Below are 25,488 nucleotides of genomic sequence, written 5' to 3' on the forward strand. Positions count from 1 at the left end.
CCCGGCACGCGCCCACGCAGGCGCTCACTCACGCACGGCCGCCCTGCGGCAGCCGCACCGTACGCAGCTCCCCGGCCGCCCCGACACCGGCGCAGCCCGCGAGCCCCAGCGCGTCGCGCAACTCGTCGGCCAGCAGATCGAGGACCTGCCGCACTCCGGCCTCACCGCCTGCGGCGAGCCCCCACACCGGCGGCCGCCCCACCAGGACCCCGTCGGCCCCCGACGCCAGCGCCTTGAGCACGTCCGTGCCGCCGCGCACCCCGCCGTCCACCATGACCTCGCACCGGTCGCCGACCGCGTCGGCCACCTCGGGGAGGGCGTCGATGCCGGGCAGCGCGCCGTCGAGCTGACGTCCACCGTGGTTCGACACCACGACGGCGTCCGCGCCCAGTTCCGCCGCCCGCACCGCGTCCTCGGCGGCGAGCACGCCCTTCACCACCAGCGGCAGCCGGGTGGCCGCCCGCAGCTCCTCCACGCACGACCAGGTGACCGAGGGCGAGAACGCCTCGGCCGTGTGGGCCGCCACCGCCGAGCCGTTCCCGCCGGAGCGGTGCGCCGCCGATGCCGCACCGCCGTCCAGATGCGCGGCCCGCACATGGCCCGGCAGCGCGAAGCCGTTGCGGACGTCCCGCAGACGGCGGCCCATCCAGGGCACGTCGACGGTGAGCATCAGCGCCTCGCACCCCGCGTCCTCGGCCCGGCGGGCCAGGTCCAGGGTGCGCCGCCGCTCGCGCAGCCAGTACAGCTGGAACCACACCGTGCCGCCGACCGCCGTGATCTCCTCGACGGGAACGCTGCTCAAGGTGGCCACCGTGAACGGCACGCCCGCCGTCTTCGCCGCCCGCGCGGTGGCCAACTCGCCGTCGGGGTGCACCAGTCGGTGGTACGCGACCGGGGCGACCGCCACCGGCATCCGCACCGGACGCTTCAGGAGCGTCGTGTCCGTGGTGCACCCCGAGACGTCCCTGAGCACCCGGGAGGCGACGAAGATGCGGTCGAACGCCTCCCGGTTCGCCTCGAGGGACCGCTCACGGCCGCTGCCACCCGCGATGAAGTCCCACACCTCGGGTGGCAGGGCCGCGGCCGCGGCCCTCTCGACGTCGCCCAGATCACGCACGGCCGCGGGGTCAGCGCGCCGCACGCTGCCCGGTCCGTTCCAGCTCCACGGCCTCGTACAGCGCCTTGATGTTGGAACTTCCGAAGGTCTGCGCGCCCTGGCGCTCGATGACCTCGAAGAAGATCGTGCCCCGCGGGTGCGTCGACGCGGTGAAGATCTGGAACAGCTGGCCGTCGTGGTCCTCGTCGACGAGGAGGTTCGTCGCGCGCAGTTCGTTCAGGGTGTGGGACTTGAGCCCGATCCGTTCGGAAAGCAGGTCGTAGTACGTCGACGGGGTCTGGAGGAATCCGACACCGCGCGCGGACAGCGTGCGCACCGAGCGGACGGCGTCCCTGCTGGAGAAGGCCAGATGCTGCACGCCCGCTCCGTGATGGCTCTTGAGGAATTCGTCGATCTGACCGGGCTGCGCCAGCGGATCGGGCTCTATGAGCGTCAGCGTCACCGCTCCGGTCGCGCTCTGCACGACCTTGGAGTCCATTGCCTGGGCGCCGACGACGATGTGCTCCTTGAACACCTCGCGGAAACCGAGGGCCTGTTGATAGAAGCGGGCCGTCGATTCGAGATCTCCGGCGTTCAGGCACACGGCGATGTGGTCGATGTCGAGGAGCCCCACCTCACTGGTGCGCGCCTCGCGCGAGCCGAGCGCCGGCACGAATCCGGGCGGAAGCCCCGGGCCTTCTCCCGGGGACCGCTCGACCAGCGTGTGCACCACGTCGCCGAAGCCCGAGACGGCCGCCGTGACCGCGGGGCCTTCCCCCGCGTGCCGTGTGGGCTTGCGCACCGGACGCGCGCCGCCCGCCACCGCGGCGGCGAAGGCCGCGGACACGTCCGCCGTGCGCAGGGCGATGTCGGCGACGCCGTTGCCGTGGGTGGTGACGTACGTGGTGGCGGGGTGCCGCTCCGCCGTCGCCTCGGTGAGCACCAGGGTCATCCGCCCCTGGCGCAGGGCGACGCTGCGGTGGTCGGCGCTGCCGCCGGTGCCGACGACCGTGAAGGCGTACTTGTCGACCCAGGCGAACACCGCCTCCTCCAGGCCGTCGACGTACATCTCGACATGGTCGATCGCGAGATCCGCCAGATCATTGTTCGGTGCCGTTGCGGGTAAATCCGTCATTGGAGTCCTCGTGGGAAGAAGAATGCGGATTCATGCCCTCGCGCCGGATCGCGGAATGCCGGACCGCGAAAGGTGCTGCGGAAATCCACGACATTGCCGCCGGGCCGCGAGGCAGAATTCTCTTTGCGGCCCCGATGGTACGACCGCCTTCGTGGTTGCCGCATCTGTCAAAGCATTGCTGTGGATCTGCTGTCAGGAGACGCTGAAGCGATGGAAATCCTGCAAACGGAAATCGCCGTCGCCGAGTTGAACGCGGCCACGCTGCACGCGTCGCTCGGCGATGTGTCGATGGAGTCCATGAACCTCCTCAACCAGGTCGCCGACACCTATCCGGACGCGATCTCGTTCGCGGCGGGACGCCCCTACGAGGGCTTCTACGACGTGACCCAGATCCACGAATACCTCCAGGTCTTCTGCGACCACCTCCGCACCCGCCTCGGCCTGAGCGAGGCGGAGACCGCCCGCACGCTGTTCCAGTACGGCGCGACGAAAGGGATCATCGGCGACCTCGTGGCCCGCAGCCTCGCCGTGGACGAGGGCATCGACGCCGACCCCGCCTCCGTGGTCGTCACCGTCGGCTGCCAGGAGGCGATGTTCCTGCTCCTTCGCGCGCTGCGCGCCGACGACCGCGATGCCGTCCTCGCCCCGAGCCCGACCTATGTCGGCCTGACGGGGGCCGCGTTGCTCGCCGACATGCCCGTACTCCCGGTGCGCACCGGAGCGGACGGCATCGACCTCGACGACCTCCTGGTCCAGCTGCGCCGGGCGCGCGCCGACGGACGGCGGGTCCGCGCCTGCTACGTGACGCCCGACTTCGCCAACCCGGTGGGCGTCAGTCTGCCGCTCGCCGACAGACACCGCCTCCTGGACATCGCCGCCGACGAGGACCTCCTGCTCCTGGAGGACAACGCGTACGGCCTCCTGAACAGCGCGGCCGACCGTCCGCCCACGCTGAAGGCCCTCGACCGCCACCGACGCGTCGTCTATCTGGGGTCGTTCGCCAAGACCGGGATGCCGGGCGCCCGCGTGGGCTACGTGGTCGCCGACCAGCGGGTGGCAGGCGCCGGCGGCGGCGACACGCTGTTCGCCGACGAGTTGTCCAAGCTCAAGAGCATGCTCACCGTGAACACCTCGCCGATCGCCCAGGCCGTGATCGGCGGCAAACTCCTCGCCCACGACTGCAGCCTGGTCGCCGCCAACCGCCAGGAGACGGAGGTCTACCGGCGCAATCTGCGTCAGGTGCTCGACGGCCTCGACCGGCGCCTCGGCGACCGCGCCTCCGTCACCTGGAACGTGCCGACCGGCGGGTTCTTCATCGTGCTCACCGTGCCGTTCACCGTCGACGACGCCCTCCTGAAGCACGCGGCGCGCCGCCACGGCGTGCTGTTCACGCCCATGCACCACTTCTACGGCGCTTCGGCCGGGTTCCGCCAACTCCGCCTGTCGATCAGTACGTTGACGGGCGACCGCATCGAGCAGGGCCTTGACCGCCTCGCCGCGCTGATCGGCGAGCGGCTCGGGGAGTTCGACGCGCCCGGTGCGCGGGAGGGGACCGGGGAGCCGCTCCCGGGTGAGGTCGCGTGACGCTCCGCACCCTGGCCGTCGTCGGCACCGGCCTGATCGGCACCTCCGTGGCCCTCGCGGCCCGCCTGCGAGACGTGACCGTCTACCTCTCCGACCGGGACGAGTCCGCCGTGCGCGCCGCCGCGGTGCTCGGGGCCGGGCGGCCGGAGGCCCCGCAGGAACCCGTCGACCTGGCCGTGCTCGCGGTGCCGCCGAGCCAGATCGCCCCGGTCCTCGCCGAACTGCAGGCGCGGGGCCTCGCGTTGAGCTACACCGACGTGGCGAGCGTGAAGGCGCACGCCGAGAGCGAGATCCTGGACACCGCCCCCGACCCGTCCCGCTACATCGGCGGCCACCCCCTTGCGGGCCGTGAGCGTTCCGGCCCGCTGGCGGCCCGCGCGGAGCTGTTCCAGGGCCGCCCCTGGGTCCTCACCCCGACCCGCCTCACCTCCAGGGCCGCCTTCGGCCGCGCCCTGGACCTGATCGCGCTGTGCGGCGCGGTGCCGCGCGTGATGCGGGCCCGCGCCCACGACGACGCGGTGGCGCTGACCTCCCACGCGCCGCACCTGGTGGCCAGCCTGATGGCGGCGCGCCTGGGAGAGGGGCCTGCCGAGGCGGCCCATCTGGCGGGGCAGGGGCTGCGCGACACCACGCGGATCGCCCGCGGCGACTCCCGGCTGTGGAGCGACATCGTCGAGTCCAACGCGGCGGCGGTCGCCGACATCCTCACCCGGCTTCAGGAGGACCTCGCCAGCATCGTCGCCGCCCTGTACGACCTCGCCGACCCCGAGCGGGGCAGGGAGCTCTCCGGCAAGAGCAGGCACACCCTGGTGGACCTCCTCGACCGGGGTGCGGCCGGAGTGGGGGAGCTGGAAGGGCCACGCCTCGGCGGGCCGCTGCGTGGAGAGGTTCCCGCAGAGGTTCCCGGACACGCTCCCGGGCGTGTTCCTGGGCGCATGCCTGGACAGGCCGTCCCTTGTCCTCCGCGGTGAAGTCGGCGTCTTCGCAGGTGAGTTGGGGTGCCGTACGCGACGGCGCCCCAGGGCCGGACGAGCCTGTAGGGACGGCGCCGCTTGTATCCGCCGTGTGACCGGTGCCCGCGTAGAACTTGGCCCCATGTCCACCACACACAAGCGAACCGCACAGACACTGATCGCGGCGACGGCGCTCGTCGCCGGCGTCTTCCTCACCGGCTGCTCCGGTGACTCGTCGGCCGCGTCGAAGGACGACCCCAAAAAGCCGGACGCCTCACCCACCAGCCCCTTCGAACAGGCCCTCGCCTTCTCCGAGTGCATGCGCGAGAACGGCGTGACCGGATTCCCCGACCCGCAGAAGGACGCGGGCGGCGGCATCGCGCTCACCCCGGGCGGCGACGTCGACCCGAACTCCGCGGAGTTCCAGTCCGCCACCGAGGCCTGCCGCGACAAGATGCCCCAGGGCGGTCAGCTCGGCGGGGGCGGAGGCGGCGGCGAACCGCTGGACTCGGCCAAGGTCTCGGCCTGGGCCAAGTGCATGCGCGAGAACGGCTTGCCCAAGCTGCCCGACCCGGAGATCAACGGCGGCAACATGTCGCTCGACTTCGGCGCGAGCGGCATCGACCCCGGCAGCGACGAGTTCCAGAAGGCCCGGATCGCCTGCCAGGACAAGTGGCCCGGCGGCGGCCTCACCGGCTCGGGCGGCGGCGCCTGATGACCGCACCGGACGAGACACGTGAGCGCGAGAGGGAACGGGACGCGGAGACAGGGGAGTTCGAGGAGCCCGGGTCGGAGAGCCCCGTGGAGCCTGTCCGCGGCTCGGGCGAGGTCTCCGGAGCCCTGGAACTGCACACGCCGGGGGAGGTGTCCGAACGCACTCCCGACGGCCTGGCACCCGAGCACGAGGAAACCGCGCTTGAGGAGACCGCCCTCGAAAAGACCTCCTCCGCAGGGGGCGACGACGACGGCGGAGAGACGACAACGCCCCGCCCGGGAGACCGCCGCAGGCGCCGCCCGCTGCGGATGTCGCTGATCGTCGTCGTCGCGATCGCCGTGGTCGCCGCCGCGGGGGCCGCCACCACCGGCGTCTTCGGGGACGACGGCTCCGGATCGGCGGGCGACGCCCCCTCGGCGCCGCCGAAGACCGCCAAGGTCGAGCGGACCACGCTGACGCGCACGGAGACCGTGGACGGGAACCTCGGCTACGGCGACACGACGGCCGTACCGGCCCCGCCCGCCGGCAAGGCGGGCGCCGGGATCATCACCTGGGTGCCCGGCGACGGCGACACCATCAAGCGAGGCGGGAGTGCCTACAAGGTGGAGGAGCAGAAGGTCCCGCTGCTCTACGGCTCCACCCCCTTCTACCGCCCGCTGAAGACGGGCAGCGAGGGCAGGGACGTCGAGATCCTGGAGAAGAACCTCTCCGCCCTCGGCTACACCGGCTTCACCGTCGACGACACGTACGACGCCGCAACCGCCGAGGCCGTGAGGGACTGGCAGGACGACCTGGGCCGGGCGGAGACCGGGACGGTGCAGCCGTCGGACGCCGTGGTCGCCCCCGGCGCCCGGCGCGTCGCCGAGGTGAAGGCCACGGCAGGCGCCCCGTCGAACGGGCCGGTCCTCACCTGGACCGGCACCGAACGCACCGTCACCGTCGACCTCGACGTGCAGTACGAGGACATGGTCGAGAAGGGCACCAAGGCGACGGTCACCCTTCCCGACGACAGCACGGTCCAGGCCGAGGTCACCGATATCGGCACCCCCTCCACGCCTTCTCAGGACGCGGGGTCGGAGGGCTCGGGCGGCCAGTCGGGCGGCGACGACAAGCCCACCCTGCCCGTGGAGCTGAAGGTCGAGAACCAGAAGGGCCTGGGCCGCTACCAGGCGGCCGCCGTGGAGATCTCCCTCAAGGCGGAGACGCGCAAGGACGTGCTCGTCGTCCCGGTCAACGCCCTGGTGGCGCAGCGCGGAGGCGGTTACGCCGTGGAGGTCGTCGGAGCGGACGGCGAGGTGAAGGCGCGGACGGTCAAGGTCGGCATGTTCGCCGACAGCATGGTGGAGGTGTCCGGGGCCGGCATCACCGACGGCACGGTCGTGGGGGTCCCCAAGTGACCACCGCTGCGCACCCGGTGGTCGAACTGGCCGGAGTCTCCAAGACGTACGGAGAGGTCGAGGCGCTCAAGGGCGCCGATCTCGTCATCCGGCGCGGGGAACTGCTCGCCGTCGTCGGCCCTTCCGGCTCGGGCAAGTCCACGATGCTCAACATCATGGGCACCCTCGACCGCCCCACCACCGGCACCGTGCACATCGACGGGCACGACATCGACCGGCTCAGCGACCGGGAGCTCTCCGCGCTGCGGGCGGGGACGATCGGCTTCGTCTTCCAGCAGTTCCATCTCGCCCCCGGCGTCCCGGCGCTGGACAGCGTCGCGAACGGGCTGCTGTACAGCGGCAGGCCGCGGGGCGAGCGGCGCAGACTCGCCGAGCGTGCCCTGCGCCGGGTCGGCCTCGGCCACCGCCTCTACCACGAGCCGCATCAGCTCTCCGGCGGCGAGAAGCAGCGCGTGGCCATCGCGCGCGCGGTCCTGGGCGACCCGCCGCTGCTCCTCGCCGACGAGCCGACCGGCGCCCTCGACTCGCGTTCCGGCGCGGTGGTGATCGAGCTCCTGCACGAACTGCACCGGGCGGGGACCACGGTCGTGGTCATCACCCATGACCGGGACATCGCGGGCTCCCTGCCGCGCGAGGTCCGCATCAAGGACGGCCGCATCGAAGAAGACGCGACCGACGCGACCGGTTCCACCGACGCGGCCGGCCTGCTCCCCGAGGAGGCCCTGCGATGAGCCCGACCAAGGAGTTGAGTACGACAGGGGAGCGGGGCACGGCGCGCGAGCTGACCCGTCCCGCGCCGCCGCCGCGCCCCAAGCCGGCCCGGATGGGCCCGGCCGACGTGCTGCGGGTCGGCGGATCGGGGCTGCGCTCGCGCCCCATGCGGGTGTTCCTCTCGGCGCTCGGCATCGCCATCGGCATCGCCGCGATGGTCGGCGTGGTGGGCATCTCCACCTCAAGCAGCGAGGACCTCAACCGGCGGCTCGCCGCGCTCGGCACGAACCTCCTGACCGTCTCGCCGGGCCAGTCCTTCGCCGGTGACGCGGCCCATCTGCCCGACTCCTCCGTCGACATGATCGGCAACATCAAGGACGTCGAGTCGGTCTCCGCCATCGGCAAGACGAGCGCCAAGGTCTACCGCAACGACCACATCAAGAAGGAGGAGACCGGCGGCCTCAACGTCTACGCGGCCCGCACGGATCTGCCGAGGACCGCGGGCGCGGAGGTCGTCGACGGCCGCTGGCTCAACGCCGCGAACCAGCGCTACCCGGCCGTCGTGCTCGGCCCCAAGGCCGCCGAACAACTGGGCGTCTTCCGGGCCGGACCCGACACCAAGGTGTGGCTGGGCGGACAGTGGTTCACCGTCGTGGGGATCCTCGCGCCCAACGAGCTCGTCCCCGACCTGGACTCGGCCGCGCTGGTCGGCTGGCCCGTCGCGGAGAAGGAGCTGGACTTCGACGGCTACCCGACGACGGTCTACACCCGCGCCGAGGAATCCGCCGTGAGCGACGTCCAGTCCGTGCTCGGCGCCACCGCCAACCCGGAGAACCCCAGCGAGGCCAACGTCTCCCGCCCCTCCGACGTCCTGGAGGCCAAGGAGGCCACCGACGACACCCTCAGCGGACTGCTGCTCGGCCTTGGCGCGGTCGCCCTGCTGGTCGGCGGGGTCGGCGTCGCCAACACCATGGTCATCTCGGTCCTTGAACGCCGCTCGGAGATAGGCCTGCGCCGCTCGCTGGGCGCCACACGCGGCCAGATCCGTACGCAGTTCCTCTGCGAGGCCCTGCTGCTTTCGGCGCTCGGCGGCGTCGGCGGTGTCCTGCTCGGTATCGCCGTCACCTCCGGCTACTCCACCTACCAGGGCTGGCCCTCGGTGGTGCCGGTCTGGGCGATGGCGGGCGGTGTCGGCGCGACCCTGGTCATCGGCGGACTCGCCGGCTTCTATCCCGCGGTCCGCGCGGCGCGGCTGCCTCCCACGGAGGCGCTCGCCACGACCTGACCCCCTCAATCCGTCACCCAACAGACGCGGTGCCTTCGTCAGCCCAAATCCCCCGCGGGCGACGAGGGCATCGCTTTGTGCCGGGCAACTCCCAGAACCGTTCCGCTGCCTGGACGGTCGCCCCCTCTCGTATTCTCGCCACATGACTGAGCACTTAGGGAAAGTCGACGAAACCGCCCTGCTCGATCTGCTCCAGGAGCAGCGCATCGGCACGCTCGTCACCCTCAAACGCGACGGCCGCCCGCAGCTCTCGAACGTCGGCTATGCCTTCGACCCGCAGGAGCGCGTCATCCGCCTCATGGTGACCGACAGCCGCGCCAAGACCCGCAATCTGCGCCGTGATCCGCGCGCGAGCTTCCTCGTCACCGACGGCGCCGGTTTCTCGTACATGATCGCCGAGGGCGACGCCGAGCTCACGCCGGTCGTGACCGACCCGCATGACGCGGTCGCCGATGAACTGGCCCTGGTCTTCCGGGGGTTCCAGGGCGAGCACCCGGACTGGGAGGGGTTCCGCGCCGCGATGGTGAAGGAGCGGCGCCTGGTGATCCGGCTGCACGTCAAGCACCTCTACGGAGCCGCAGGGAAGCGGATCCTCGCGGGCAGCGGGCCCAAGGGACCCGGCGCGGCGCCGGTGGGCGCGGTGGCGGGGCGGCCCGGTCTGCAGCTGGGCACGGGAGAGCCGCCGCCTCACATGCGGTAGAGGTCCGTCAGGAGCGCCACGGCCGCGTGCGTCATCGGGTGCGGGTCGTGGCGGCGCCAGATGAGATGCACGGCGATGGGGCCGGCGTCGCGCAGCGGCCGGAACACGACGCCGTCGCGGCGGTACTGGTTGGCGGTGCTCTCCGGGGTGAGGCCGACGCAGCGGCCCGACGCGACGACGGCCAGCCAGTCGTCGATGTCCTGGGTGTACTCCACCGGGGGGCGGGCCTCTTCGGGCCACAGCTCGGCGGTGGTGGTGCCGGTGCGCCGGTCGATGAGGAGCGTCCGGTCCCGTATGTCGGCCAGCGGGATGGATCGCCTCCTGGCCCACGGGTCGTCGCTCGCCAGGGCGCAGAAGCGGCGCTCGTGACCGACGACGGCGCTGGCGAACCGTGCCTCGTTGAAGTCGGTGCGGACGACGGCGAGGTCGCACAGGCCCTCGGCGAGGCCGCCGGTCGCGGAGTTCGTCCGGATCAAGTACAGCTCGACGTCGGGGTGTCCGGCTGCCCAGCGGCGCTGGAACTCCGCCGTGTGGCGGCCCATCGCGGACCAGGCGTGGCCGATGCGCAGCCGGGTGTGTCCGGTGGTGGCCTCGCGGATGAGGTCGTCGGCCTCCGCGAGCAGATGCCGGGCCCGTGCCAGTACCTGCACGCCCGCCGTCGTGGGCGTGACGCTCCGGCTCGTACGGTGCAGGAGGCGCACCCCGAGCACGTCCTCGAGCCCGCCGAGGGTTCGCGAGACGGCGGCCTGGGAGACACCCAACTCGGCGGCGGCATCGGTGAAACCGCCGGTGTCGACGATGGCGACCAGGCAGCGCAGATGCCGCAGTTCCAGATCCATCACCACAGCGTACGGGCGACCGGAACTCATGGATGACCAGAGCGTATGGATGAGTGCTCGCATGCATTTTTCGTATGCTCGCGGGTGACGCATCCTGCGGTGCATGCGAACGTCCCAGAGCCCCGCCGTGCCCGCTGTCGTCCCCGGCGATCGGGAGGCGGGTCCACGAGGCCGCTTCCCCGGCATGGCGATGATGTTCGGCAGCGGCCTGTCCAACCAAGTCGGCGCCGCCACAGGCGCCCTGGCGTTCGGTGTGATCGGTCCTGCCGGTGTCGTCGCCGTGCGGCAATGGGTCGCGGGAGCCGTGCTCCTGGCCGTGGGCAGGCCCAAGGTGCGCGCCTTCACCTGGCGCCAGTGGTGGCCGCTGCTGTGCCTGGCCGCGGTCTTCGCCACCATGAACCTCTCCCTGTACACCGCGATCGACCGTGTGGGTCTCGGCCTCGCGGTGACGCTGGAGTTCCTGGGCCCGCTCGCGGTCGCGCTCGCGGCCTCCCGCCGTGCGGTGGACCTCGGCTGCGCGGTCGTGGCGGGGGCGGCGGTGGTCGCCCTGGCCCGCCCGCAGCCCAGCACGGACTACGCGGGCATCGCGCTCGGCCTGCTCGCCGCGGTCTGCTGGGCCTCGTACATCCTGCTCAACCGCACGGTCGGCGCCCGCCTCCCGGGCGTCGAGGGATCGGCCGCCGCCGCGGGAGTCTCCGGGCTCCTCTACCTGCCCGTCGGCATCGCGGTTCTCGCCCACCGCCCGCCGACGGCCACCGCCCTGGCCTGCGCGGCCACCGCGGGCATCCTCTCCTCCGCGGTCCCGTTCCTCGCCGACCTGCTCGCCCTGCGCCGGGTCGAGGCCCGCTTCTTCGGGATCTTCATGAGCGTCAACCCGGTTCTCGCGGCGCTGGTGGGCATGGTCGTCCTCGGTCAGTCCCTGGACTGGGTGGAGTGGACGGCCATCGCGGCGATCGTGACGGCGAACGGGGTCAGCGTCCTGAGGTGACCGCCTGATCCCCGAGACGGCCGCGCTCAGCCGAGACCGAGCTGCCGTGTCGCCGCGTCGACCGTCTGGGCGAGGAGGACGGCGATGGTCATGGGGCCGACTCCGCCGGGCACGGGAGTGATCAGGCTCGCGCGCTCCAGGGCGGAGTCGAAGTCGACGTCACCCACATTGCCCGCGTTGTAGCCCGCGTCGATCACCACGGCCCCGGGCTTGATGTCCGCGCCGGAGATGAAGCGCGGCTTGCCGACCGCCGCGATCAGGACATCGGCCTGCCGCACGATCGAGGTCAGGTCGGCGGTGCGCGAGTGGCAGTACGTGACCGTCGCGTCCCTGCCCAGGAGCAGCATGCCCGCGGGCTTGCCGAGGATGGCGCTGCGGCCCACGACGACGGCGTGCTTGCCGGTGAGATCGACGTCGTACGCGTCGAGCAGGCGCATGATGCCGCCGGGCGTGCAGGACACGAAGCCGGGCAGGCCGAAGCCCATCGCCGCGAACGAGTGCATGGTGACGCCGTCGACGTCCTTGGCCGGCGCGATCGCCTCGAAGGCGGCGCGCTCGTCGATGTGGGGCCCGACGGGGTGCTGCAGCAGGATGCCGTGCACGGTCGGGTCCTGGGAGAGACCGGTGATCGTCGCGACCAGTTCCTCGGTGCCGACCGAGGCGGGCAGGGCCACGTGGCGCGACTCGATGCCGGCCTTCTCGCAGCGGGCGCGCTTCATGCGTACGTAGGTCACTGATGCGGGGTCCTCGCCGACCAGGACGGTCGCCAGGCAGGGGCGCTGCCCGGTGCGCCGGAGGATGTCCGCCGCGCTCGCGGAGGTGGTTTCGACGATCTGGCGGGCGAGGCCGGTGCCGTCCATCAGGCGAGCCGTCTGCGTCTGGGGCATGTGCCACTCCTGGAGTTCAGGGTGAGTCGCCCAGGCGCGCGGCATCGACACGATGTCAGGCCGCTCCCCGGTGGTACTCCACCTCAGCGCCAGTTACGGCCCGCCTCTCACCCTAAAGGACGGTGCGGGGCCGGAGGACGCGGGCGCCGTGGATGTAGCTGAGCTTAAAAGAGATTCAAAACTCTTTGCTTGTCCTTCCTGGTCGGTGACGGCATCGTTCACTGACAACGGCCAGAGCGAGGAGAACAACAGTGAACGGCGTCCCGGGGAGAACGTGGGCAGCGGCGAGGGTGGGTGTGCTCGCCCTCCTCTGGGGATCCACCTTCCTCTGGATCAAACTGGCCCTGGAGGGTCTGTCACCCGTGCAGGTCACGCTCCTGCGCTGCACCCTCGGGGCGGCGACCTTGACGGTCCTGCTCTTCAGCACGCGCAACCGTCTTCCGCAGGGCCGTGCGGTGTGGAAGCACATCTTCGTCGCCGCCTTCTTCTGCAATGCCCTGCCCTTCGGCCTCTTCAGCGTCGGCCAGCAGACGGTCGACTCCGGGGTGGCCGGCGCGCTGAACGCGACGACTCCGCTGTGGTCCGTCCTGATCGGCCTCGCCATCGGCACGGAACGAGGACTGCGCCCCGTCCGCCTCGCCGGGCTCCTGCTCGGCTTCGCCGGTACGTCGTTGATCTTCGCCCCGTGGCAGCAGTCAGGACTGACGAGTTGGGGTGCCCTCGCGATCGTGGGCGCGGCGGCGAGCTATGCCGTCGGCTTCGCGTACATGGGTCACCACCTCGTCGGGAAGGGCATGCCCACCCTGTCCCTCTCCGCGGCCCAGCTCATGGCGGCGACGGGTCTGACGGCCCTTGCCCTGCCGGTCGGCGGCCTGGAGACCATCCACGTGGACAGCACGGCTCTCATCGCCGTCGTCATCCTGGGGATCTTCGCCACCGGCATCACCTTCCACCTCACCTACCGGATCATCGCGGACGAGGGTGCGACCAACGCGGCGACGGTCGGCTACCTGCTGCCGGTGGTCTCCGTGGCGTTGGGCGCCATCGTGCTCGACGAGGCCTTCAGCTTCCGGGTGGCCGCGGGCATGGCGGTCGTCCTCGTCGGGGTCGGCATGACACGTCGGCAGAAGCGGAAGCCGGATCCATTGGCCACGGAAGCCGGGGCGGATCGATCGGCCACGGAAGCCGTGGCTGTCCCGGCGGCCGAGAAAGAACAGGACGCACTCAAGTGACCGAAGTGACCGTGACCACCTCTTTGGTGACGACACAGCCCGCGGACGCGTACGTGATCGGTGTCGCCCAAGGCCCCAAAGGGCCGCTGCCGACACCCGAAGCACAGGCCGTGGCCGAGGCGTTCGCCGGGACGCCGGCCGAGACCCTCGACGCACTCGGCATGACCGGCGCCGCGGGCGAGGCAGTCGCCGTCCCCGCGCCGAAGGGCCTCGGCGCCGCCCTGGTGCTCGCGGTCGGGCTCGGCGAAGCCGACGGCACCGGCGGGCACGACGCCGAGGCGCTGCGCCGCGCCGCCGGTGTGGCGGCCCGGACGCTGGCCGGCAGGGCGCGGGCGGTGCTTGCCCTGCCTGCGGGCACGGCCGATGCCGTGGAAGCGGTGGCGCTGGGCGGTCTGCTGGGTGCGTACGCCTTCACCGCCTACCGCACCGGGGGCCACGACAAGCCGCCCGTCGGCGAGCTCGCGATCCTCACCGGCCTCAAGGACGCGGAAGCGGCGGTGCGCCGCGCCACGGTGGTCGGCCAGGAGCTGAACCGCTCCCGGGATCTCGTCAACACACCGGCGAACGACCTGTATCCGGAGACATTCGCCGCCACCGTGCGGGCGGTCGGCGCGGAGCACGGACTCGCGGTCGAGGTGCTGGACGAGAGGGAGCTGGCCGAGCAGTCCTTCGGCGGCATCCTCGGCGTCGGACAGGGCTCGGCCCGACCGCCGCGGCTCGTGAAGATCGCCCACACCCATCCCGATGCGCGGACGGACCTCGCCTTCGTCGGCAAGGGCATCACCTACGACTCGGGAGGCATCTCACTGAAGCCGGTCGGCTTCAACGAGATCATGAAACGCGACATGTCGGGTGCGGCGGCGGTGTTCGCCGCGGTCACGGCCGTCGCGCGGCTCGGTCTGCGGGTGAATGTCACCGGTTGGCTCGCGCTCGCGGAGAACATGCCGTCCGGCTCCGCCGCCCGCCCGGGGGACGTGCTGCGGATGTACGGCGGCAAGACCGTCGAGGTGCTGAACACCGACGCCGAGGGACGCCTCGTCCTCGCGGACGCCTTGGTGCGCGCGGGCGAGGAGGAGCCGGATGCCGTCGTGGACGTGGCCACGCTGACCGGTGCGATGCGGCTCGGCCTCGGTAATCGCGTCTTCGGCGTGATGTCCACCGACGACGCCTTCCGCCAGCGAGTGGTGGACGCCGCGGGAAGGGCAGGCGAACAGGCCTGGCCGATGCCGCTGCCCGCCGAGCTGCGCGAGAGCCTGGACTCCTCGGTGGCCGACATCGCCAACCAGGGGGAACGGATGGGCGGCGGGCTCGTCGCCGGTCTGTTCCTCAAGGAGTTCGCGCCGGACGGCATCCCCTGGGCGCACCTCGACATCGCGGGACCCGCCTTCCACGAGGGCACCCCCTACGGCTACACCCCGCAGGGCGGCACCGGGTCCGCGGTCCGAACCCTCGTACGCCTGGCGGAAGATGCCGCAGATGAGGCGCGCTCCTGATGTCCGTCGCGGAGGCCGCCGACGGGAGGGCGGATTGATGCGCACCCTCTACCAAGTCGATTCCTTCACCACGACACCCTTCACCGGCAACCCGGCGGGCGTGATCCTCGACGCGGAGGGCATGACGGAGGGCGACATGCTCGCCGTCGCCCGCGAACTCAACAACTCCGAGACGGCGTTCGTGCTGCCCGCCGACGGAGCCGACCACGACGTGCGCGTCCGCTTCTTCACCCCTACGACGGAGGTTCCGACCTGCGGACACGCCACCGTGGGGGCGCACTTCGCGAGGGCCGTCGAGTACGGCCTGCCGTCCGCTGAGCTGGTGCAGAAGACGGGCAGCGGGCTGCGGCAGCGAGTGGAGATCCACCGTGACGGTGACCGGGTGCGCATCGGCATGCGGCAAGGGGCGGCCATGTTCGGGCCCGAGCTGGACGGCACGCAGGTGGACCGGCTGCTGCGTGCGCTGGGCGTGGCGGCCGGAGACCTGGCGGACGTCGGCCCGGTCCAGGTCGTGTCCACCGGGCACTCCAAGGTCCTCGTGGAGCTGCGCGCCCGCGCCGTGGTGGACGGACTGCGCCCCGACCCGGCCGCGCTGACCGCGCTCAGCCGCGAGGTGGGCAGCAACGGATTCTTCGTCTTCACCCGGGACACCGCCGAAGCCGGTCCCGAACTCCTCACCTGGGCAAGGATGTTCGCGCCCGCGATCGGCATCGCCGAGGACCCGGTGACCGGCAACGGCCACGGCCCGCTCGGCGCCTACCTCGTGCACCACGGCATCGTCCCGGCGCCCGACGGCACGCTTGCCTTCACCGGACGCCAGGGCGTGGCCATGGGGCGGCCCGGCGAGGTCGCGGTGCGGGTCGAGGCGCAGCCCGACGGCACCCTCCTGGTGTCCATCCAGGGGGACGCGGTGACGGCGTTCCGCACGCGACTGGACGCGTGAACGCCTGTCTGACGTTCACGCCTGACGTTCACGCCTGACGTTCACGCCTGACGTTCCCGCCTGGAGTTCATGAACGCCACGTCCGAATCCCGCCAGCACGCGCGATCGCGACACCTCAGTGTTGAGGGTGGAAGCAGAGCCAAGGAAAGCAAAGAGGGAGGTCATCACGATGACTGTCCACACGATCCTCACCAGCCCGCTCGGTGAACTGCTGCTGGCGGGAGAGCCGACATCGGGCGGCGTCTCGCTCACCTCACTGTCCATGCCCGGACAGAAGAACGCCCCTGCCGTGCAGAGCGGTTGGGTTCGCGACCCCGCCCCCTTCATGGAGATCTCCCGGCAGTTGGACGCCTACTTCGCCGGTGAACTCACCGCGTTCGACATCGAGTTCACCCCGAGCGGCACCGACTTCCAGCGGCGCGTCTGGAGCGCCGTGGAGGAGATCCCGTACGGCACGACGACCACCTACGGAGGGCTCGCCGAGCGCCTCGGCGTCGAACGCGGGCGCGTCCAGGCCCTGGGTGCCGCCATCGGCGCGAACCCGCTGCTCCTCGTGCGCCCCTGTCACCGCGTGATCGGCGCGGACGGCTCCATGCGCGGGTACGCGGGCGGCGTGGAGCGCAAGGTCCAGCTCCTCACCCATGAGGGCGCCCTGCAGCCCGCCCTGATCTGACCCGCACGACCACGAAGGACCCCTCATCATGACCGACACCACTCGTCCGGTGGACGCCCGCGTCGGCGAACGCGTGGCCGCCGGGGACTGGGACGCGCTGACCGCCGAGCTGGACGAGCACGGCAACGCCCTCACCGGTCAGCTCCTGACCCCCGAAGCCTGCCGCGACATCTCCGCCCTGTACGACGAGACCGACCGCTTCCGCACCACCATCGACATGGCCCGCTACCGCTTCGGCTCCGGCCAGTACCGCTACTTCACCCACGAACTGCCCGATGTCGTGCGGGAGTTGCGTGAGGCGTTCTACCCCCGGCTGCTTCCCGTCGCCCGTGACTGGGCCGCGAAGCTCGAGAAGCCCGCCCCGTGGCCCGACACCCTGGGGGAGTGGCTGGAGATGTGCCACGCCGCCGGACAGGCCAAGTCCGCGCAGATCCTGCTCCGTTACGGGCCCGGTGACTGGAACGCCCTGCACCGCGACGTCTTCGGGGACATGCTCTTCCCGCTCCAGGTCGTCGTCGGTCTCGACGCCCCCAGAACCGACTTCACCGGCGGCGAGTTCATCATGACCGAGCAGCGCCCCCGCGCCCAGTCGCGCGGATCGTCGACCACCCTGCCGCAAGGCCACGGGCTCATCTTCACGACCCGCGACCGGCCCGTGGCCTCCAGGCGAGGCTGGTCGAACGGGCCGATGCGGCACGGCGTGAGCACCGTCCGCTCCGGGCGACGGCACACGCTCGGCCTGGTCTTCCACGACGCGGCGTGAACCCCGCCGCGGCCGGGCGGCAGGACCCGCCCACGTACACGCTGTGCGGCCCGGACGGGAAGCCGTACCCCAGCAGCACGCCGGGCACCCTGGGCGGACACCGCCGCGGGCGCCTGTACGGCCGCCTCGACTGCCCCTCCGCGCTGCGGGCCGTCGCCCGCGGCCCCTACGCCACCCACCGGGTGTTCTTCCCCGACGAGGCCACCGCGATCGCGGCCGGCCACCGCCCCTGTGCGGTCTGCCTGCCCGCTCAGTACGCTCGCTGGAAAGCAGACCCAGAAAGCACCGGCACACCATGAGCATCCTGACGGAGCGGGAGTCCTTCCGCTCGCCCCTCATCGGCGCCCCCGCGCCGGTCGCGCACGCCGACCTGCCCGCGCCCGCCCCGCACACCGAAGCTGAACTCACCGCCCTCATCGGCCTGTTGACGCTCCCGAAGGCGCGGATCGAGACCGTCGCCGTCGGGCACAGCCGCGACGCGGCCTCCCGGGCCGCCGCCGAAGCCTTCGCCGCCGCGTGGACGGCCCGCGGCGGCACGGTCCTCACCACGGTGAGCTGGCCCGAGACGGCCGCGTCCTGGCTGCGCCCCGCGCACCGCCTGACCGCGGAGATCCCGGACGCCTGGGTCATGGCCGCGGCCCCTCTCGGCCTCGCCCAGCTGGCCCGCCGTCTGCGCCACTCCACCGACTGGGACCCGGCCCGCACCTACGCCTTCGCCTCCCTCAAGGACTCCCGCGTCCCCGCGCTCGCCGGAGACGACGTGCTCCACGGCCTGCGGGGCGCCACCGCCGACGGCGACACCTGGGACGTGCGCCACCGCTGGGTCACCACCCACCTGCCCGCCGAGGTGGGCGCGTGAGCGCCCTGATCCCCCGCCCCACCAGGGAGGTCGCCCCCGGCGCGGTGCACGTGCCCCAGTGGCTCACCCTGGAGCAGCAGCGCGAACTCGTCACGGCCTGCCGCGGCTGGGCCACCGGGCCGGTGCCGATCCGTCACACGCAACTGCCGCGCGGCGGGGTCATGTCCGTGCAGACGGTGTGCCTCGGATGGCACTGGCAGCCGTACCGGTACACCCGCACCGCCGGTGACGTGAACGGCCGGCGGGTCGCCGCGTTCCCGGACTGGATGGTCGAGCTGGGCCGCAGAGCGCTGACGGCGGCGTACGGCGAGGAGTCGGCCACCGCCGACTACACCCCGGACACGGCGCTGATCAACTTCTATGACGGGCAGGCCAGGATGGGCATGCACCAGGACAAGGACGAGCGGTCGTCGGCCCCGGTGGTCTCGCTGTCCATCGGCGACACCTGCGTCTTCCGCGTGGGCAACACCGAGACCCGCACCAAGCCCTACACCGACATCGAACTGTCCTCCGGCGACCTGTTCGTCTTCGGCGGCCCCTCGCGCTACGTCTTCCACGGCGTGCCCAAGGTCCACGAGGGCACCGCGGACCCCGCCACCGGCCTGACCTCGGGCCGCCTGAACATCACGATGCGGGTCACCGGCCTCACCGGCTGACCAGGTGCCCCGAGCCACACGGCTGCTCGGAGCTGTCGTGCGGAACGGCTACTCGAACCGCGAGGTGTCGCCCGCCCCTCGGCGCACGATCTCGGCCTCGCCGCCGGAGAAGTCGATGACCGTGGTCGGGCTCGTGCCGCAGTCGCCCGAGTCGACCACGGCGTCCACCACGTGGTCGAGCCGCTCCTTGATCTCCCAGCCCTGCGTCAGCGGCTCCTCCTCGTCGGGCAGGAGCAGCGTGCTGGAGAGCAGCGGCTCACCGAGCTCGGTCAGCAGGGCCTGCGTGACGACATGGTCGGGGATCCGGACGCCGACGGTCTTCTTCTTCGGGTGCAGGAGCTGGCGCGGCACCTCCTTCGTCGCGGGCAGGATGAAGGTGTAGCTGCCCGGCGTCGCTGCCTTGATCGCACGGAACACGTCGTTGTCGATCTGCACGAACTGACCCAGCTGCGCGAAGTTCTCGCAGACCAGGGTGAAGTGGTGGCGGTCGTCCAGGTTCCGGATCTTGCGGATCCGGTCGAGGCCGTCGCGGTTGCCCAGCTGGCATCCCAGCGCGAAACAGGAGTCCGTCGGATACGCGATGAGCGCCCCGGAGCGGATGCTGTCGGCCACGGTGCTGATGCTGCGCGGCTGGGGGTTCTCGGGGTGCACGTCAAAATACTTCGCCATCCGCCGAGCCTACGGGATCGCATCAGCAGTCCCTGGTTTCTCAGCGGTCGCATGGCCGCACGCGGCTAGTCGTCGTCGACCACGCTGATCAGCGCGAGCGTGATGTTGTCGGGGCCGCCTGCGTCGATGGCGGCCTTCCACAGCTCGAAGACCGCACGGCCGCCGTCGTGGGCCGCGAGGATGTCGTCGAGAGTGTCCTCGGGCACGGGGTCGGTCAGGCCGTCGGAGCACACCAGATAGCGTTCACCCCCGACGATCGGCAACGTGCTGACATGCGGTGTGACCGCGCTGAACCGGAGCGCACCGCCGAGCGCCTGCGTGACGATCGACGTGGTGCGCCTGCCCGGTGCGGGCGGCGGGCTGTCGTCGACGCTCACCTGGCGCAGCGTCCCGGGTGTGCCGCTGCGACCGACGTCGAGCACTCGGCTGTCACCGACGTTGAACACCAGCAGTTCCTCGCCGAGGACCACGACACCGGCGACCGTCGTCCCCATGGTGGCCAGCTCCGGATCGTGCTCGGCGGCCGCGTACACGGCGCGATTGCAGGCGTTCAGCGCGTCATGCACGGCCTGCTCGCCGTCGAGCGACGAGCCGACCTCCGCCAGCTGCCGTACGACGAGACCGCTGGCCACCTCGCCGCCGGGCTGCCCGCCGATGCCGTCGGCGACCGCGACGACCAGGGGATTGCCGAGCGGGAACCCCAGGGTCTGCGGGTTCTCGGTCATGGTCCCGCACAGCGTCCATGGGCCGACGGCCAGACTGTCCTCGTTGTGATCGCGCACGAGCCCGGGGTGGCTCAGCGCGGTGACCGTGATGTACGGCATCCCTGTCCCGCCTCTCCGCAACGGCCAGGCGTGCTCCGCACCACCATTGTCACGCCGGGAGCCTCCCTCGGCTCAGTGGCGGACCGCGGCCACCCTCTGCCCTGCGGTGACCACGCCGTGCCATGGTGAGGATCCGGCTGGTCTGGACCAGCATCCGGTCGTGGTGAGGAGCGTACGCATGCGCGGTACAACGGTCTTGCCCGGCGAGGGGAACAGCGGATTACCGGGGAGCGGGCCACCCGGCGACGACGGCATGCCGACGCATCGCCTGGAAGTGCCCATGCCCAACGCGCTGCCGTTCGCCATCGGCACGTTCGACACCATCGGGCCGATGTCCCGTGCGTCGTTCCCGCACCGGCACACCTTCCACGAGATCGTCCACGTCACCGGCGGCACCGGCGGCCACGTCGTCGATCTGACCCGCTTCGCGCTGAGTCCGCCGAACCTGTGCTTCATCGCACCGGGCCAGGTCCACCACTGGGAGGACGTCACCGGCCTTGACGGGCGCGTCATCCTCTTCACCGACGACTTCCTCCTGGACCACCCCGCGGATCGCCACGCACTGCGAGGGCTCGGGAGGCGCTCCTGGCTCGAACTGCCCGACGAGGCGGCCGAGCCGACCGCGCGCCTCGTCGCCGAGCTGGACGGCGAGTACCAGGCGGGTGCCGAAGGATTCCAGGGCGTGCTGCGGGCCCTGCTGCACGTCCTGGTGGTGCGGGCGGCGCGGCTGCCCGCACATCAGCCGACGGAGCCGCCGCCCGCGCCGCGCTCGCGGCCCGGCTCGGTCGCCGCGGAGTTGATGACCCTGCTCGGCACCCCGGAGGGTGCCCGGCGCTCCGTCCGGGCGTGCGCGCAGCACCTGGGAGTCTCCGTGAGCTATCTGGGCGAGGCGGTGAAGGCGTCCACCGGCCGCACACCCGGCGAACTGATCCGGCAGGCCCGGGTGCACGAGGCCAAACGCCTCCTGCTGCGTACGGAGTTGTCGGTCCGTCAGATTGCGCTCCGGGTCGGCTTCGGCGACCCGGCCTACTTCTGTCGCTTCTTCCGCAGGGAGACCGGCACGAGCCCGGGGGACTTCCGGCGCGGCGGTGGCGATATTCACCACGACCACCGACTTGAGTCCATCGCCCGCACCCGGCCGTCCGCATAGCTTCGGAGCCGATCCGGAACCCACCCCACCCCCTCAGGAGGAGCGATGGAGCACGAGATCGGCACGACCGGAGACGGCATACGCGACGGCGCCGCCGACAGCGGCGGGACCAGTGAACCGAAGGCGCACCAGGGCGGCGGCCCCAGCCGCAAGACCGTCCTGAGAGCGGCCGCCGCGGTGGGCATGGCCCTGCCCGTGGCCCTCATGGGAGTCCCCGCCCTTGCCCGGACCGCGGGGGAGCGCGGCGTGGTGCCGGAGGCGACCCCGGCCTGCGACGACGGCGACGATCCGACGCCCCCGCAGATGGAGGGCCCGTACTTCAAACCCAACTCCCCCCAGCGCACCTCGCTCCTGCAGCCCGGCACACCGGGCGTACGGCTCACCGTCACCGGCTACGTCTTCGGGCGTGCATGCCGGCCGATTCCCCGGGTCCTGATGGACTTCTGGCAGGCCGACACCTACGGCACGTACGACAACACGGGATTCCGCTTCCGGGGGCACCAATTCACCGACGCCAACGGCGCGTTCAGGCTCACCACGGTCGTGCCAGGCCTCTATCCGGGCCGCACCCGGCACCTGCACGTCAAAGTGCAGGCCCCGGGGCGCCCGGTCCTCACGACCCAGCTGTACTTCCCCGGTGAACCGCGCAACAACACGGACCCGATCTTCGACGCCCGGCTGCTCATGAACGTACGCACCGTCGGGAACACGAAGGAGGCCGACTTCGACTTCGTCCTGAACGTGCCGCAGTAGCCCTGACCCGTAGAGCCGGCCAGCCGCTCGGCATCCCGGTGAGGCGGCCGAGCGGCAAGGGGCGCGTACAACCTTTGGTGACCGCGGAGGGTCAAGTGATCGGCCGGCCTGAACCGGTGGTGAACTCCACCGGGCAGCCGCCCCACCGAACTCTGAACCAAGGGAACCCGTATGTCGCGAGCCAGCCGCACAGCCCGTCGCACCCTGCCCCTGATGGCCGCCTCGCTGCTCGTCGGCAGCGGCCTCTCGGCCCTGGCCCTGGGGGCGGGCAGCGCCCAGGCGGCCGCACCGGCCGCCGACGCGGGCCGCGCGAGCGCCGCCGCGGCGAAGGCGACGGACGACCTGAACGGCGACGGCTACGCCGACCTCGTCGTCGGGGCCCCGGGCGGCACCGTCTCCGGCAAGGCCAAGGCCGGGTACGTCGTGGTGACCTACGGCTCCAAGGACGGTCTCGACCCGGCCAAGAAGAAGATCATCAGCCGCTCCACGAGCGGGGTGCCCGGCGCGGCCACCGCCAAGCAGGAGTTCGGCAGGCACGTCACCAAGGCCGACCTGGACCAGGACGGGTACGGGGACCTGGTCATCGGGACCGGTGTCCGTGCCGGTGGCTCGGTGATCCTGTGGGGATCCGCGAGCGGACCGACCGGCGGCACAGGCGTCAGCGGCTTCGGATTCGCCCCGCAGGCAGGGGACTTCGACGGTGACGGCACCACTGATCTGGCCCTGTTCGACCTGATGGCCGTGCACGGCGACGATCCGTCCGCCCAGCCGGCCCGGCTGTGGAAGGGACCCATCGCACGCACCGGCAGCCCGGCCGCCACCCTCGACTTCATGGACAAGTCGCAGTGGTGGAGCTATGAGAGCGACGAGTACCCCTACCCCGCGTGCCGCGAGAAGCCCGAGGTCTGTGTCGACGGACCGCTCTCCGTGCAGGGCGGAGTGGTCCCGCAGGCCGTCGGTGACGTGAACGGCGACGGCCGCTCCGACATCGCCATCAACGACTACACCGGCGACGGCGGCTGGACCAACAGCATCCTGTACGGCAGCCCCACCGGCTTCAAGCGCGGTGACGGGACGGGGAGCAGGGGGGCGCTGGGCCTCGGCGACATCAACGGCGACGGCTACGACGACCTGGTTGTCGGCGACAGCGACCACGACGAGTCCGAGACCAAGGTCAGGGTCGCCTACGGCTCGGCGGACGGCCTGAAGCCGGACCTCCAGGAGTTCGACCAGGACCTGCCCGGCATTCCCGGCGTTCAGGAGGAGGGCGACCGCTTCGGCAGCTCCGTCTCCGTCGGCGACGTGACGGGTGACGGCTACGCGGACATCGCGCTCGGCGTCGTCGGCGAGGACGTCAGGACCGTGAGCGACGCGGGCGCCGTCGTCCTCGTGCACGGCAGCGCGAACGGCGTGACCGGCACCGGCGCCCAGGCCTTCCACCAGGACACGGCGGGCGTACCGGGAGTCGCCGAGGCGGACGACCAGTTCGGTGCGGCCGCCGCGCTGCTCGACGTCACGGGCGACGGTCACCGCGACCTCGCGGTGTCATCCGCCAGGGAGAACGCCCAGGCGGGCGCCCTCTGGTCGCTGCGCGGCACCACCACGGGCCTGACCGCCACGGACTCCGTCGCCTTCGGCCCCAAGGACGTCGGGGCGCCGGAAGCCGCGGCGCTCTTCGGCAGCACCCTGCGCTAGGAACGAAGCGGCTCACGTACGGGCCCGTGGGTGGGGGACGACGGATCGTCGCTCCTGCGCGCGGGCCCGTGCCGTTCCACCTCAGTCGCTGCCGCCTCCGCCTCCGCCGCCTCCGCAGCCGAAGCCGGAGTCCGAGTGGTCGGAGCCCGAATCGTGGTCAAGGGCCTTGCCCAACCGGACCATCGCCCGGCCGAGTCCGGACGGAATCAACTGCGCCTCCATGACGCCGCGTCGTACCGTCCCCTTCGGGAGGACTTCGGGGCCGCCGAACACGTAGGCGGGCAGACTTCCTTCCTGCTCGGCCGCCCGCAGCCGCTGCCTCCCGGCCCGGGTCAACTGGTGCCTGGCCCTGGTCACCAGGCCCCGGTCCGCGAGCCGGTCACCGATCTCCTCCACCTCGGGAGACTCCCGCAACCGACCGCACACGGACTCCGTGCCGCGGCTCTGCGGGCACGCCGTGACCAGGGCGCGCTCGACGGGGTGCTCGGGCAACTCCCCGCCCACGGACCGCACTCGCGACGCCCTGAGCCTGAGCAATCCGGCCTCGGCCAGCGCGATCACCGCGCACTCCACCACCCGCCGCGGCCCACCGGCCAGATACGCCACGTCGTACACACCCAGGGCCTGTCGCGCTTCCACCGCCGCCGTGGCCCGCCTGAAGTGCATCCGCATGCCCCCACCCCCTTCGGACACCCCGTCTTTCGGCTGTGGTGCCCGACGGCAGGAGCGCACATCCCTCTCCCTCGCTCCTTCAGAGCAAAACTTGAGGGTCCCGGCCCCATTGGTGCCGTCCGGTCCCGCGGTCATCATGACGGCATGCGGAAAAGTGTGGATGTCGATGCTGCGGGCGCCGACGGCGAGGTCCTGTGGCGCGCCGCGGACACAGATGCGCATCTGCGGAGCCGGGTGCTGCGCGCCGGGGGCACGGTGGTGGTGGGGCTCGGTTTCGGTGGGCTGGTGTTCGCCTCAGGCGAGCAGGGCGTCGCTGCCGTGATCATGGGCTGCGTTCTGCTCGTCGGGCTGCCCGTGGCCTTCCACTGGCTGCGCGACAGCCGTGCCGTCGTCGAGGTGGACGCGGTAGGCGGTGACCGGTCGGTCCTACGGCTGCGGAGGGCCGTCGGCGGGACCGTGGACGTTCCGGCGGGCTCGGTCAGCCGCGTGCATCTGGTGACCACGCCGTTTCAGGAGCCCGATACCCCTGGGGACGGGACGGCCGTGCTGCATCTGCGCACCCGTCAGGGACGCCGCTACCGGTGCCGTTTCGCGGGCATGGACACACGGCGGCGCGCACGCTTCCAGGAGGCGTGGAGCAGGGTGTGCCCCGCGGCGTCCTTCACGACGGGCGCGCGGACCTGGCCGCTGCCGTCCGGCGACTACGACTGACGGGCACGCGGTCCGGAGGTCCCTCAACTCCCGAGAGTCCTCAGGTGTCTTGACAGCGACCGCCTCGCGACGATCGCCTGGTGCCCTGCCGCGCGGCGGCGCCGG

At 71.8% G+C, this 25,488-nt stretch carries 25 protein-coding genes, 2 pseudogenes and 1 riboswitch; of the genes and pseudogenes, 20 read left to right on the forward strand and 7 right to left on the reverse strand.

The window, feature by feature from the left end; all coding sequences use genetic code 11:
- Window positions 1-28 precede the first annotated feature (28 nt).
- Window positions 29-1,141, reverse strand: a complete 1,113-nt coding sequence (locus tag ABZ833_RS06625) for an alpha-hydroxy acid oxidase (RefSeq protein ID WP_361041998.1) — start codon at window positions 1,139-1,141, stop codon at window positions 29-31.
- Window positions 1,128-2,231 (reverse strand): 4-hydroxyphenylpyruvate dioxygenase, encoded by a 1,104-nt coding sequence (gene hppD / locus ABZ833_RS06630; RefSeq protein WP_361042000.1) that lies wholly within the window; start codon window positions 2,229-2,231, stop codon window positions 1,128-1,130. The genes ABZ833_RS06625 and hppD overlap by 14 nt, the downstream gene beginning before the upstream one ends.
- A 210-nt stretch (window positions 2,232-2,441) precedes the next feature.
- Here hppD and ABZ833_RS06635 point away from each other — a divergent pair, with 210 nt between their 5' ends.
- From ABZ833_RS06635 to ABZ833_RS06665, 7 genes and pseudogenes are all read left to right on the forward strand, one after another.
- Window positions 2,442-3,815 (forward strand): PLP-dependent aminotransferase family protein, encoded by a 1,374-nt coding sequence (locus ABZ833_RS06635; protein WP_361042003.1) that lies wholly within the window; start codon window positions 2,442-2,444, stop codon window positions 3,813-3,815.
- Window positions 3,812-4,786, forward strand: coding sequence for a prephenate dehydrogenase (locus ABZ833_RS06640; RefSeq protein ID WP_361042006.1), 975 nt, complete (start codon window positions 3,812-3,814; stop codon window positions 4,784-4,786). Before ABZ833_RS06635 ends, ABZ833_RS06640 begins: the two co-directional genes overlap by 4 nt.
- A gap of 124 nt (window positions 4,787-4,910) precedes the next feature.
- The gene (locus ABZ833_RS06645) at window positions 4,911-5,483 is read left to right on the forward strand and encodes a hypothetical protein (RefSeq protein ID WP_361042008.1); all 573 of its coding nucleotides are present in this window, start codon (window positions 4,911-4,913) and stop codon (window positions 5,481-5,483) included.
- Window positions 5,483-6,880, forward strand: a complete 1,398-nt coding sequence (locus tag ABZ833_RS06650) for a peptidoglycan-binding protein (RefSeq protein WP_361042010.1) — start codon at window positions 5,483-5,485, stop codon at window positions 6,878-6,880. Before ABZ833_RS06645 ends, ABZ833_RS06650 begins: the two co-directional genes overlap by 1 nt.
- The gene (locus ABZ833_RS06655) at window positions 6,877-7,611 is read left to right on the forward strand and encodes an ABC transporter ATP-binding protein (protein ID WP_361042013.1); all 735 of its coding nucleotides are present in this window, start codon (window positions 6,877-6,879) and stop codon (window positions 7,609-7,611) included. The genes ABZ833_RS06650 and ABZ833_RS06655 overlap by 4 nt, the downstream gene beginning before the upstream one ends.
- Window positions 7,612-7,703: 92 nt before the next feature.
- Window positions 7,704-8,876, forward strand: a complete 1,173-nt coding sequence (locus tag ABZ833_RS06660; RefSeq protein WP_361043127.1) for an ABC transporter permease — start codon at window positions 7,704-7,706, stop codon at window positions 8,874-8,876.
- Window positions 8,877-9,018: 142 nt separating this feature from the next.
- A pseudogene (locus ABZ833_RS06665) lies at window positions 9,019-9,450 on the forward strand (PPOX class F420-dependent oxidoreductase); the annotation flags it as partial.
- 113 nt (window positions 9,451-9,563) lie between these two features.
- Here ABZ833_RS06665 and ABZ833_RS06670 read toward each other — a convergent pair.
- Window positions 9,564-10,415 carry a LysR family transcriptional regulator gene (locus ABZ833_RS06670; protein WP_361042016.1) on the reverse strand — a complete coding sequence of 284 codons (852 nt, stop codon included), beginning with the start codon at window positions 10,413-10,415 and terminating at the stop codon, window positions 9,564-9,566.
- Window positions 10,416-10,518: 103 nt separating this feature from the next.
- On the opposite strand from ABZ833_RS06670, the gene ABZ833_RS06675 reads away from it, so the two are divergent.
- Window positions 10,519-11,403 (forward strand): EamA family transporter, encoded by an 885-nt coding sequence (locus ABZ833_RS06675; protein ID WP_361042019.1) that lies wholly within the window; start codon window positions 10,519-10,521, stop codon window positions 11,401-11,403.
- Between the two features lie 26 nt (window positions 11,404-11,429).
- On the opposite strand, the gene ABZ833_RS06680 is transcribed toward ABZ833_RS06675, so the two are convergent.
- Window positions 11,430-12,290, reverse strand: coding sequence for a tetrahydrofolate dehydrogenase/cyclohydrolase catalytic domain-containing protein (locus tag ABZ833_RS06680; RefSeq protein ID WP_361042022.1), 861 nt, complete (start codon window positions 12,288-12,290; stop codon window positions 11,430-11,432).
- A 21-nt stretch (window positions 12,291-12,311) separates the two neighbouring features.
- Window positions 12,312-12,397, reverse strand: a riboswitch (ZMP/ZTP riboswitch).
- Between the two features lie 144 nt (window positions 12,398-12,541).
- On the opposite strand from ABZ833_RS06680, the gene ABZ833_RS06685 reads away from it, so the two are divergent.
- From ABZ833_RS06685 to ABZ833_RS06720, 8 genes are all read left to right on the forward strand, one after another.
- A complete protein-coding gene (locus ABZ833_RS06685) occupies window positions 12,542-13,522 on the forward strand; it encodes a DMT family transporter (RefSeq protein ID WP_361042024.1) in 981 nt (326 codons plus the stop codon).
- Window positions 13,519-15,015, forward strand: coding sequence for a leucyl aminopeptidase (locus ABZ833_RS06690; RefSeq protein WP_361042026.1), 1,497 nt, complete (start codon window positions 13,519-13,521; stop codon window positions 15,013-15,015). Before ABZ833_RS06685 ends, ABZ833_RS06690 begins: the two co-directional genes overlap by 4 nt.
- Window positions 15,016-15,052: 37 nt before the next feature.
- Entirely contained in the window at window positions 15,053-15,958 is a 906-nt protein-coding gene (locus ABZ833_RS06695) for a PhzF family phenazine biosynthesis isomerase (protein ID WP_361042028.1), read from the forward strand.
- Window positions 15,959-16,127: 169 nt separating this feature from the next.
- Complete coding sequence (locus ABZ833_RS06700) at window positions 16,128-16,631, forward strand: methylated-DNA--[protein]-cysteine S-methyltransferase (protein ID WP_361042031.1); 504 nt, start codon at window positions 16,128-16,130, stop codon at window positions 16,629-16,631.
- Between the two features lie 28 nt (window positions 16,632-16,659).
- Window positions 16,660-17,394, forward strand: a complete 735-nt coding sequence (locus ABZ833_RS06705; protein ID WP_361042034.1) for a 2OG-Fe(II) oxygenase — start codon at window positions 16,660-16,662, stop codon at window positions 17,392-17,394.
- Window positions 17,391-17,693, forward strand: a complete 303-nt coding sequence (locus tag ABZ833_RS06710; RefSeq protein WP_361042036.1) for a metal-binding protein — start codon at window positions 17,391-17,393, stop codon at window positions 17,691-17,693. Before ABZ833_RS06705 ends, ABZ833_RS06710 begins: the two co-directional genes overlap by 4 nt.
- Entirely contained in the window at window positions 17,690-18,253 is a 564-nt protein-coding gene (locus ABZ833_RS06715) for a hypothetical protein (protein ID WP_361042039.1), read from the forward strand. The genes ABZ833_RS06710 and ABZ833_RS06715 overlap by 4 nt, the downstream gene beginning before the upstream one ends.
- Window positions 18,250-18,909, forward strand: coding sequence for an alpha-ketoglutarate-dependent dioxygenase AlkB (locus ABZ833_RS06720; RefSeq protein ID WP_361042041.1), 660 nt, complete (start codon window positions 18,250-18,252; stop codon window positions 18,907-18,909). The genes ABZ833_RS06715 and ABZ833_RS06720 overlap by 4 nt, the downstream gene beginning before the upstream one ends.
- A gap of 48 nt (window positions 18,910-18,957) precedes the next feature.
- Here ABZ833_RS06720 and ABZ833_RS06725 read toward each other — a convergent pair whose 3' ends face one another.
- Entirely contained in the window at window positions 18,958-19,578 is a 621-nt protein-coding gene (locus ABZ833_RS06725) for an L-threonylcarbamoyladenylate synthase (protein ID WP_249591949.1), read from the reverse strand.
- A 65-nt stretch (window positions 19,579-19,643) separates the two neighbouring features.
- Entirely contained in the window at window positions 19,644-20,402 is a 759-nt protein-coding gene (locus ABZ833_RS06730; protein ID WP_361042044.1) for a PP2C family serine/threonine-protein phosphatase, read from the reverse strand.
- A 178-nt stretch (window positions 20,403-20,580) separates the two neighbouring features.
- Between ABZ833_RS06730 and ABZ833_RS06735 the strand changes: the two genes are divergently transcribed.
- The 3 genes and pseudogenes from ABZ833_RS06735 to ABZ833_RS06745 all read left to right on the forward strand — a co-directional run bounded on the left by ABZ833_RS06735 (window position 20,581) and on the right by ABZ833_RS06745 (window position 24,000).
- A complete protein-coding gene (locus ABZ833_RS06735) occupies window positions 20,581-21,552 on the forward strand; it encodes an AraC family transcriptional regulator (protein ID WP_361042046.1) in 972 nt (323 codons plus the stop codon).
- Between the two features lie 183 nt (window positions 21,553-21,735).
- Window positions 21,736-22,302, forward strand: a pseudogene (locus ABZ833_RS06740) (dioxygenase); the annotation flags it as partial.
- Window positions 22,303-22,476: 174 nt separating this feature from the next.
- On the forward strand, window positions 22,477-24,000 hold the full coding sequence (locus ABZ833_RS06745; RefSeq protein ID WP_361042049.1) for an FG-GAP-like repeat-containing protein: 1,524 nt from the start codon (window positions 22,477-22,479) through the stop codon (window positions 23,998-24,000).
- 81 nt (window positions 24,001-24,081) lie between these two features.
- Here ABZ833_RS06745 and ABZ833_RS06750 read toward each other — a convergent pair whose 3' ends face one another.
- Complete coding sequence (locus tag ABZ833_RS06750) at window positions 24,082-24,672, reverse strand: TIGR04222 domain-containing membrane protein (protein WP_361042051.1); 591 nt, start codon at window positions 24,670-24,672, stop codon at window positions 24,082-24,084.
- Between the two features lie 144 nt (window positions 24,673-24,816).
- Between ABZ833_RS06750 and ABZ833_RS06755 the strand changes: the two genes are divergently transcribed.
- A complete protein-coding gene (locus tag ABZ833_RS06755; RefSeq protein ID WP_361042054.1) occupies window positions 24,817-25,383 on the forward strand; it encodes a hypothetical protein in 567 nt (188 codons plus the stop codon).
- The last annotated feature ends 105 nt before the right edge of the window (window positions 25,384-25,488 follow it).

The organism is Streptomyces sp. NPDC047525, from assembly GCF_040643025.1.
Lineage (GTDB): Bacteria > Actinomycetota > Actinomycetes > Streptomycetales > Streptomycetaceae > Streptomyces > Streptomyces durmitorensis.

Excerpts from the sequence above, each read along its gene's own strand:
- hppD (WP_361042000.1), bottom strand. The coding sequence starts at position 2,231 with ATGACGGATTTACCCGCAACGGCACCGAACAATGATCTGGCGGATCTC.
- ABZ833_RS06635 (WP_361042003.1), top strand. The coding sequence starts at position 2,442 with ATGGAAATCCTGCAAACGGAAATCGCCGTCGCCGAGTTGAACGCGGCC.
- ABZ833_RS06645 (WP_361042008.1), top strand. The coding sequence starts at position 4,911 with ATGTCCACCACACACAAGCGAACCGCACAGACACTGATCGCGGCGACG.
- ABZ833_RS06650 (WP_361042010.1), top strand. The coding sequence starts at position 5,483 with ATGACCGCACCGGACGAGACACGTGAGCGCGAGAGGGAACGGGACGCG.
- ABZ833_RS06660 (WP_361043127.1), top strand. The coding sequence starts at position 7,704 with ATGGGCCCGGCCGACGTGCTGCGGGTCGGCGGATCGGGGCTGCGCTCG.
- ABZ833_RS06670 (WP_361042016.1), bottom strand. The coding sequence starts at position 10,415 with ATGGATCTGGAACTGCGGCATCTGCGCTGCCTGGTCGCCATCGTCGAC.
- ABZ833_RS06675 (WP_361042019.1), top strand. The coding sequence starts at position 10,519 with ATGCGAACGTCCCAGAGCCCCGCCGTGCCCGCTGTCGTCCCCGGCGAT.
- ABZ833_RS06680 (WP_361042022.1), bottom strand. The coding sequence starts at position 12,290 with ATGCCCCAGACGCAGACGGCTCGCCTGATGGACGGCACCGGCCTCGCC.
- ABZ833_RS06695 (WP_361042028.1), top strand. The coding sequence starts at position 15,053 with ATGCGCACCCTCTACCAAGTCGATTCCTTCACCACGACACCCTTCACC.
- ABZ833_RS06700 (WP_361042031.1), top strand. The coding sequence starts at position 16,128 with ATGACTGTCCACACGATCCTCACCAGCCCGCTCGGTGAACTGCTGCTG.
- ABZ833_RS06705 (WP_361042034.1), top strand. The coding sequence starts at position 16,660 with ATGACCGACACCACTCGTCCGGTGGACGCCCGCGTCGGCGAACGCGTG.
- ABZ833_RS06715 (WP_361042039.1), top strand. The coding sequence starts at position 17,690 with ATGAGCATCCTGACGGAGCGGGAGTCCTTCCGCTCGCCCCTCATCGGC.
- ABZ833_RS06725 (WP_249591949.1), bottom strand. The coding sequence starts at position 19,578 with ATGGCGAAGTATTTTGACGTGCACCCCGAGAACCCCCAGCCGCGCAGC.
- ABZ833_RS06730 (WP_361042044.1), bottom strand. The coding sequence starts at position 20,402 with ATGCCGTACATCACGGTCACCGCGCTGAGCCACCCCGGGCTCGTGCGC.
- ABZ833_RS06735 (WP_361042046.1), top strand. The coding sequence starts at position 20,581 with ATGCGCGGTACAACGGTCTTGCCCGGCGAGGGGAACAGCGGATTACCG.
- ABZ833_RS06745 (WP_361042049.1), top strand. The coding sequence starts at position 22,477 with ATGTCGCGAGCCAGCCGCACAGCCCGTCGCACCCTGCCCCTGATGGCC.
- ABZ833_RS06750 (WP_361042051.1), bottom strand. The coding sequence starts at position 24,672 with ATGCGGATGCACTTCAGGCGGGCCACGGCGGCGGTGGAAGCGCGACAG.
- ABZ833_RS06755 (WP_361042054.1), top strand. The coding sequence starts at position 24,817 with ATGCGGAAAAGTGTGGATGTCGATGCTGCGGGCGCCGACGGCGAGGTC.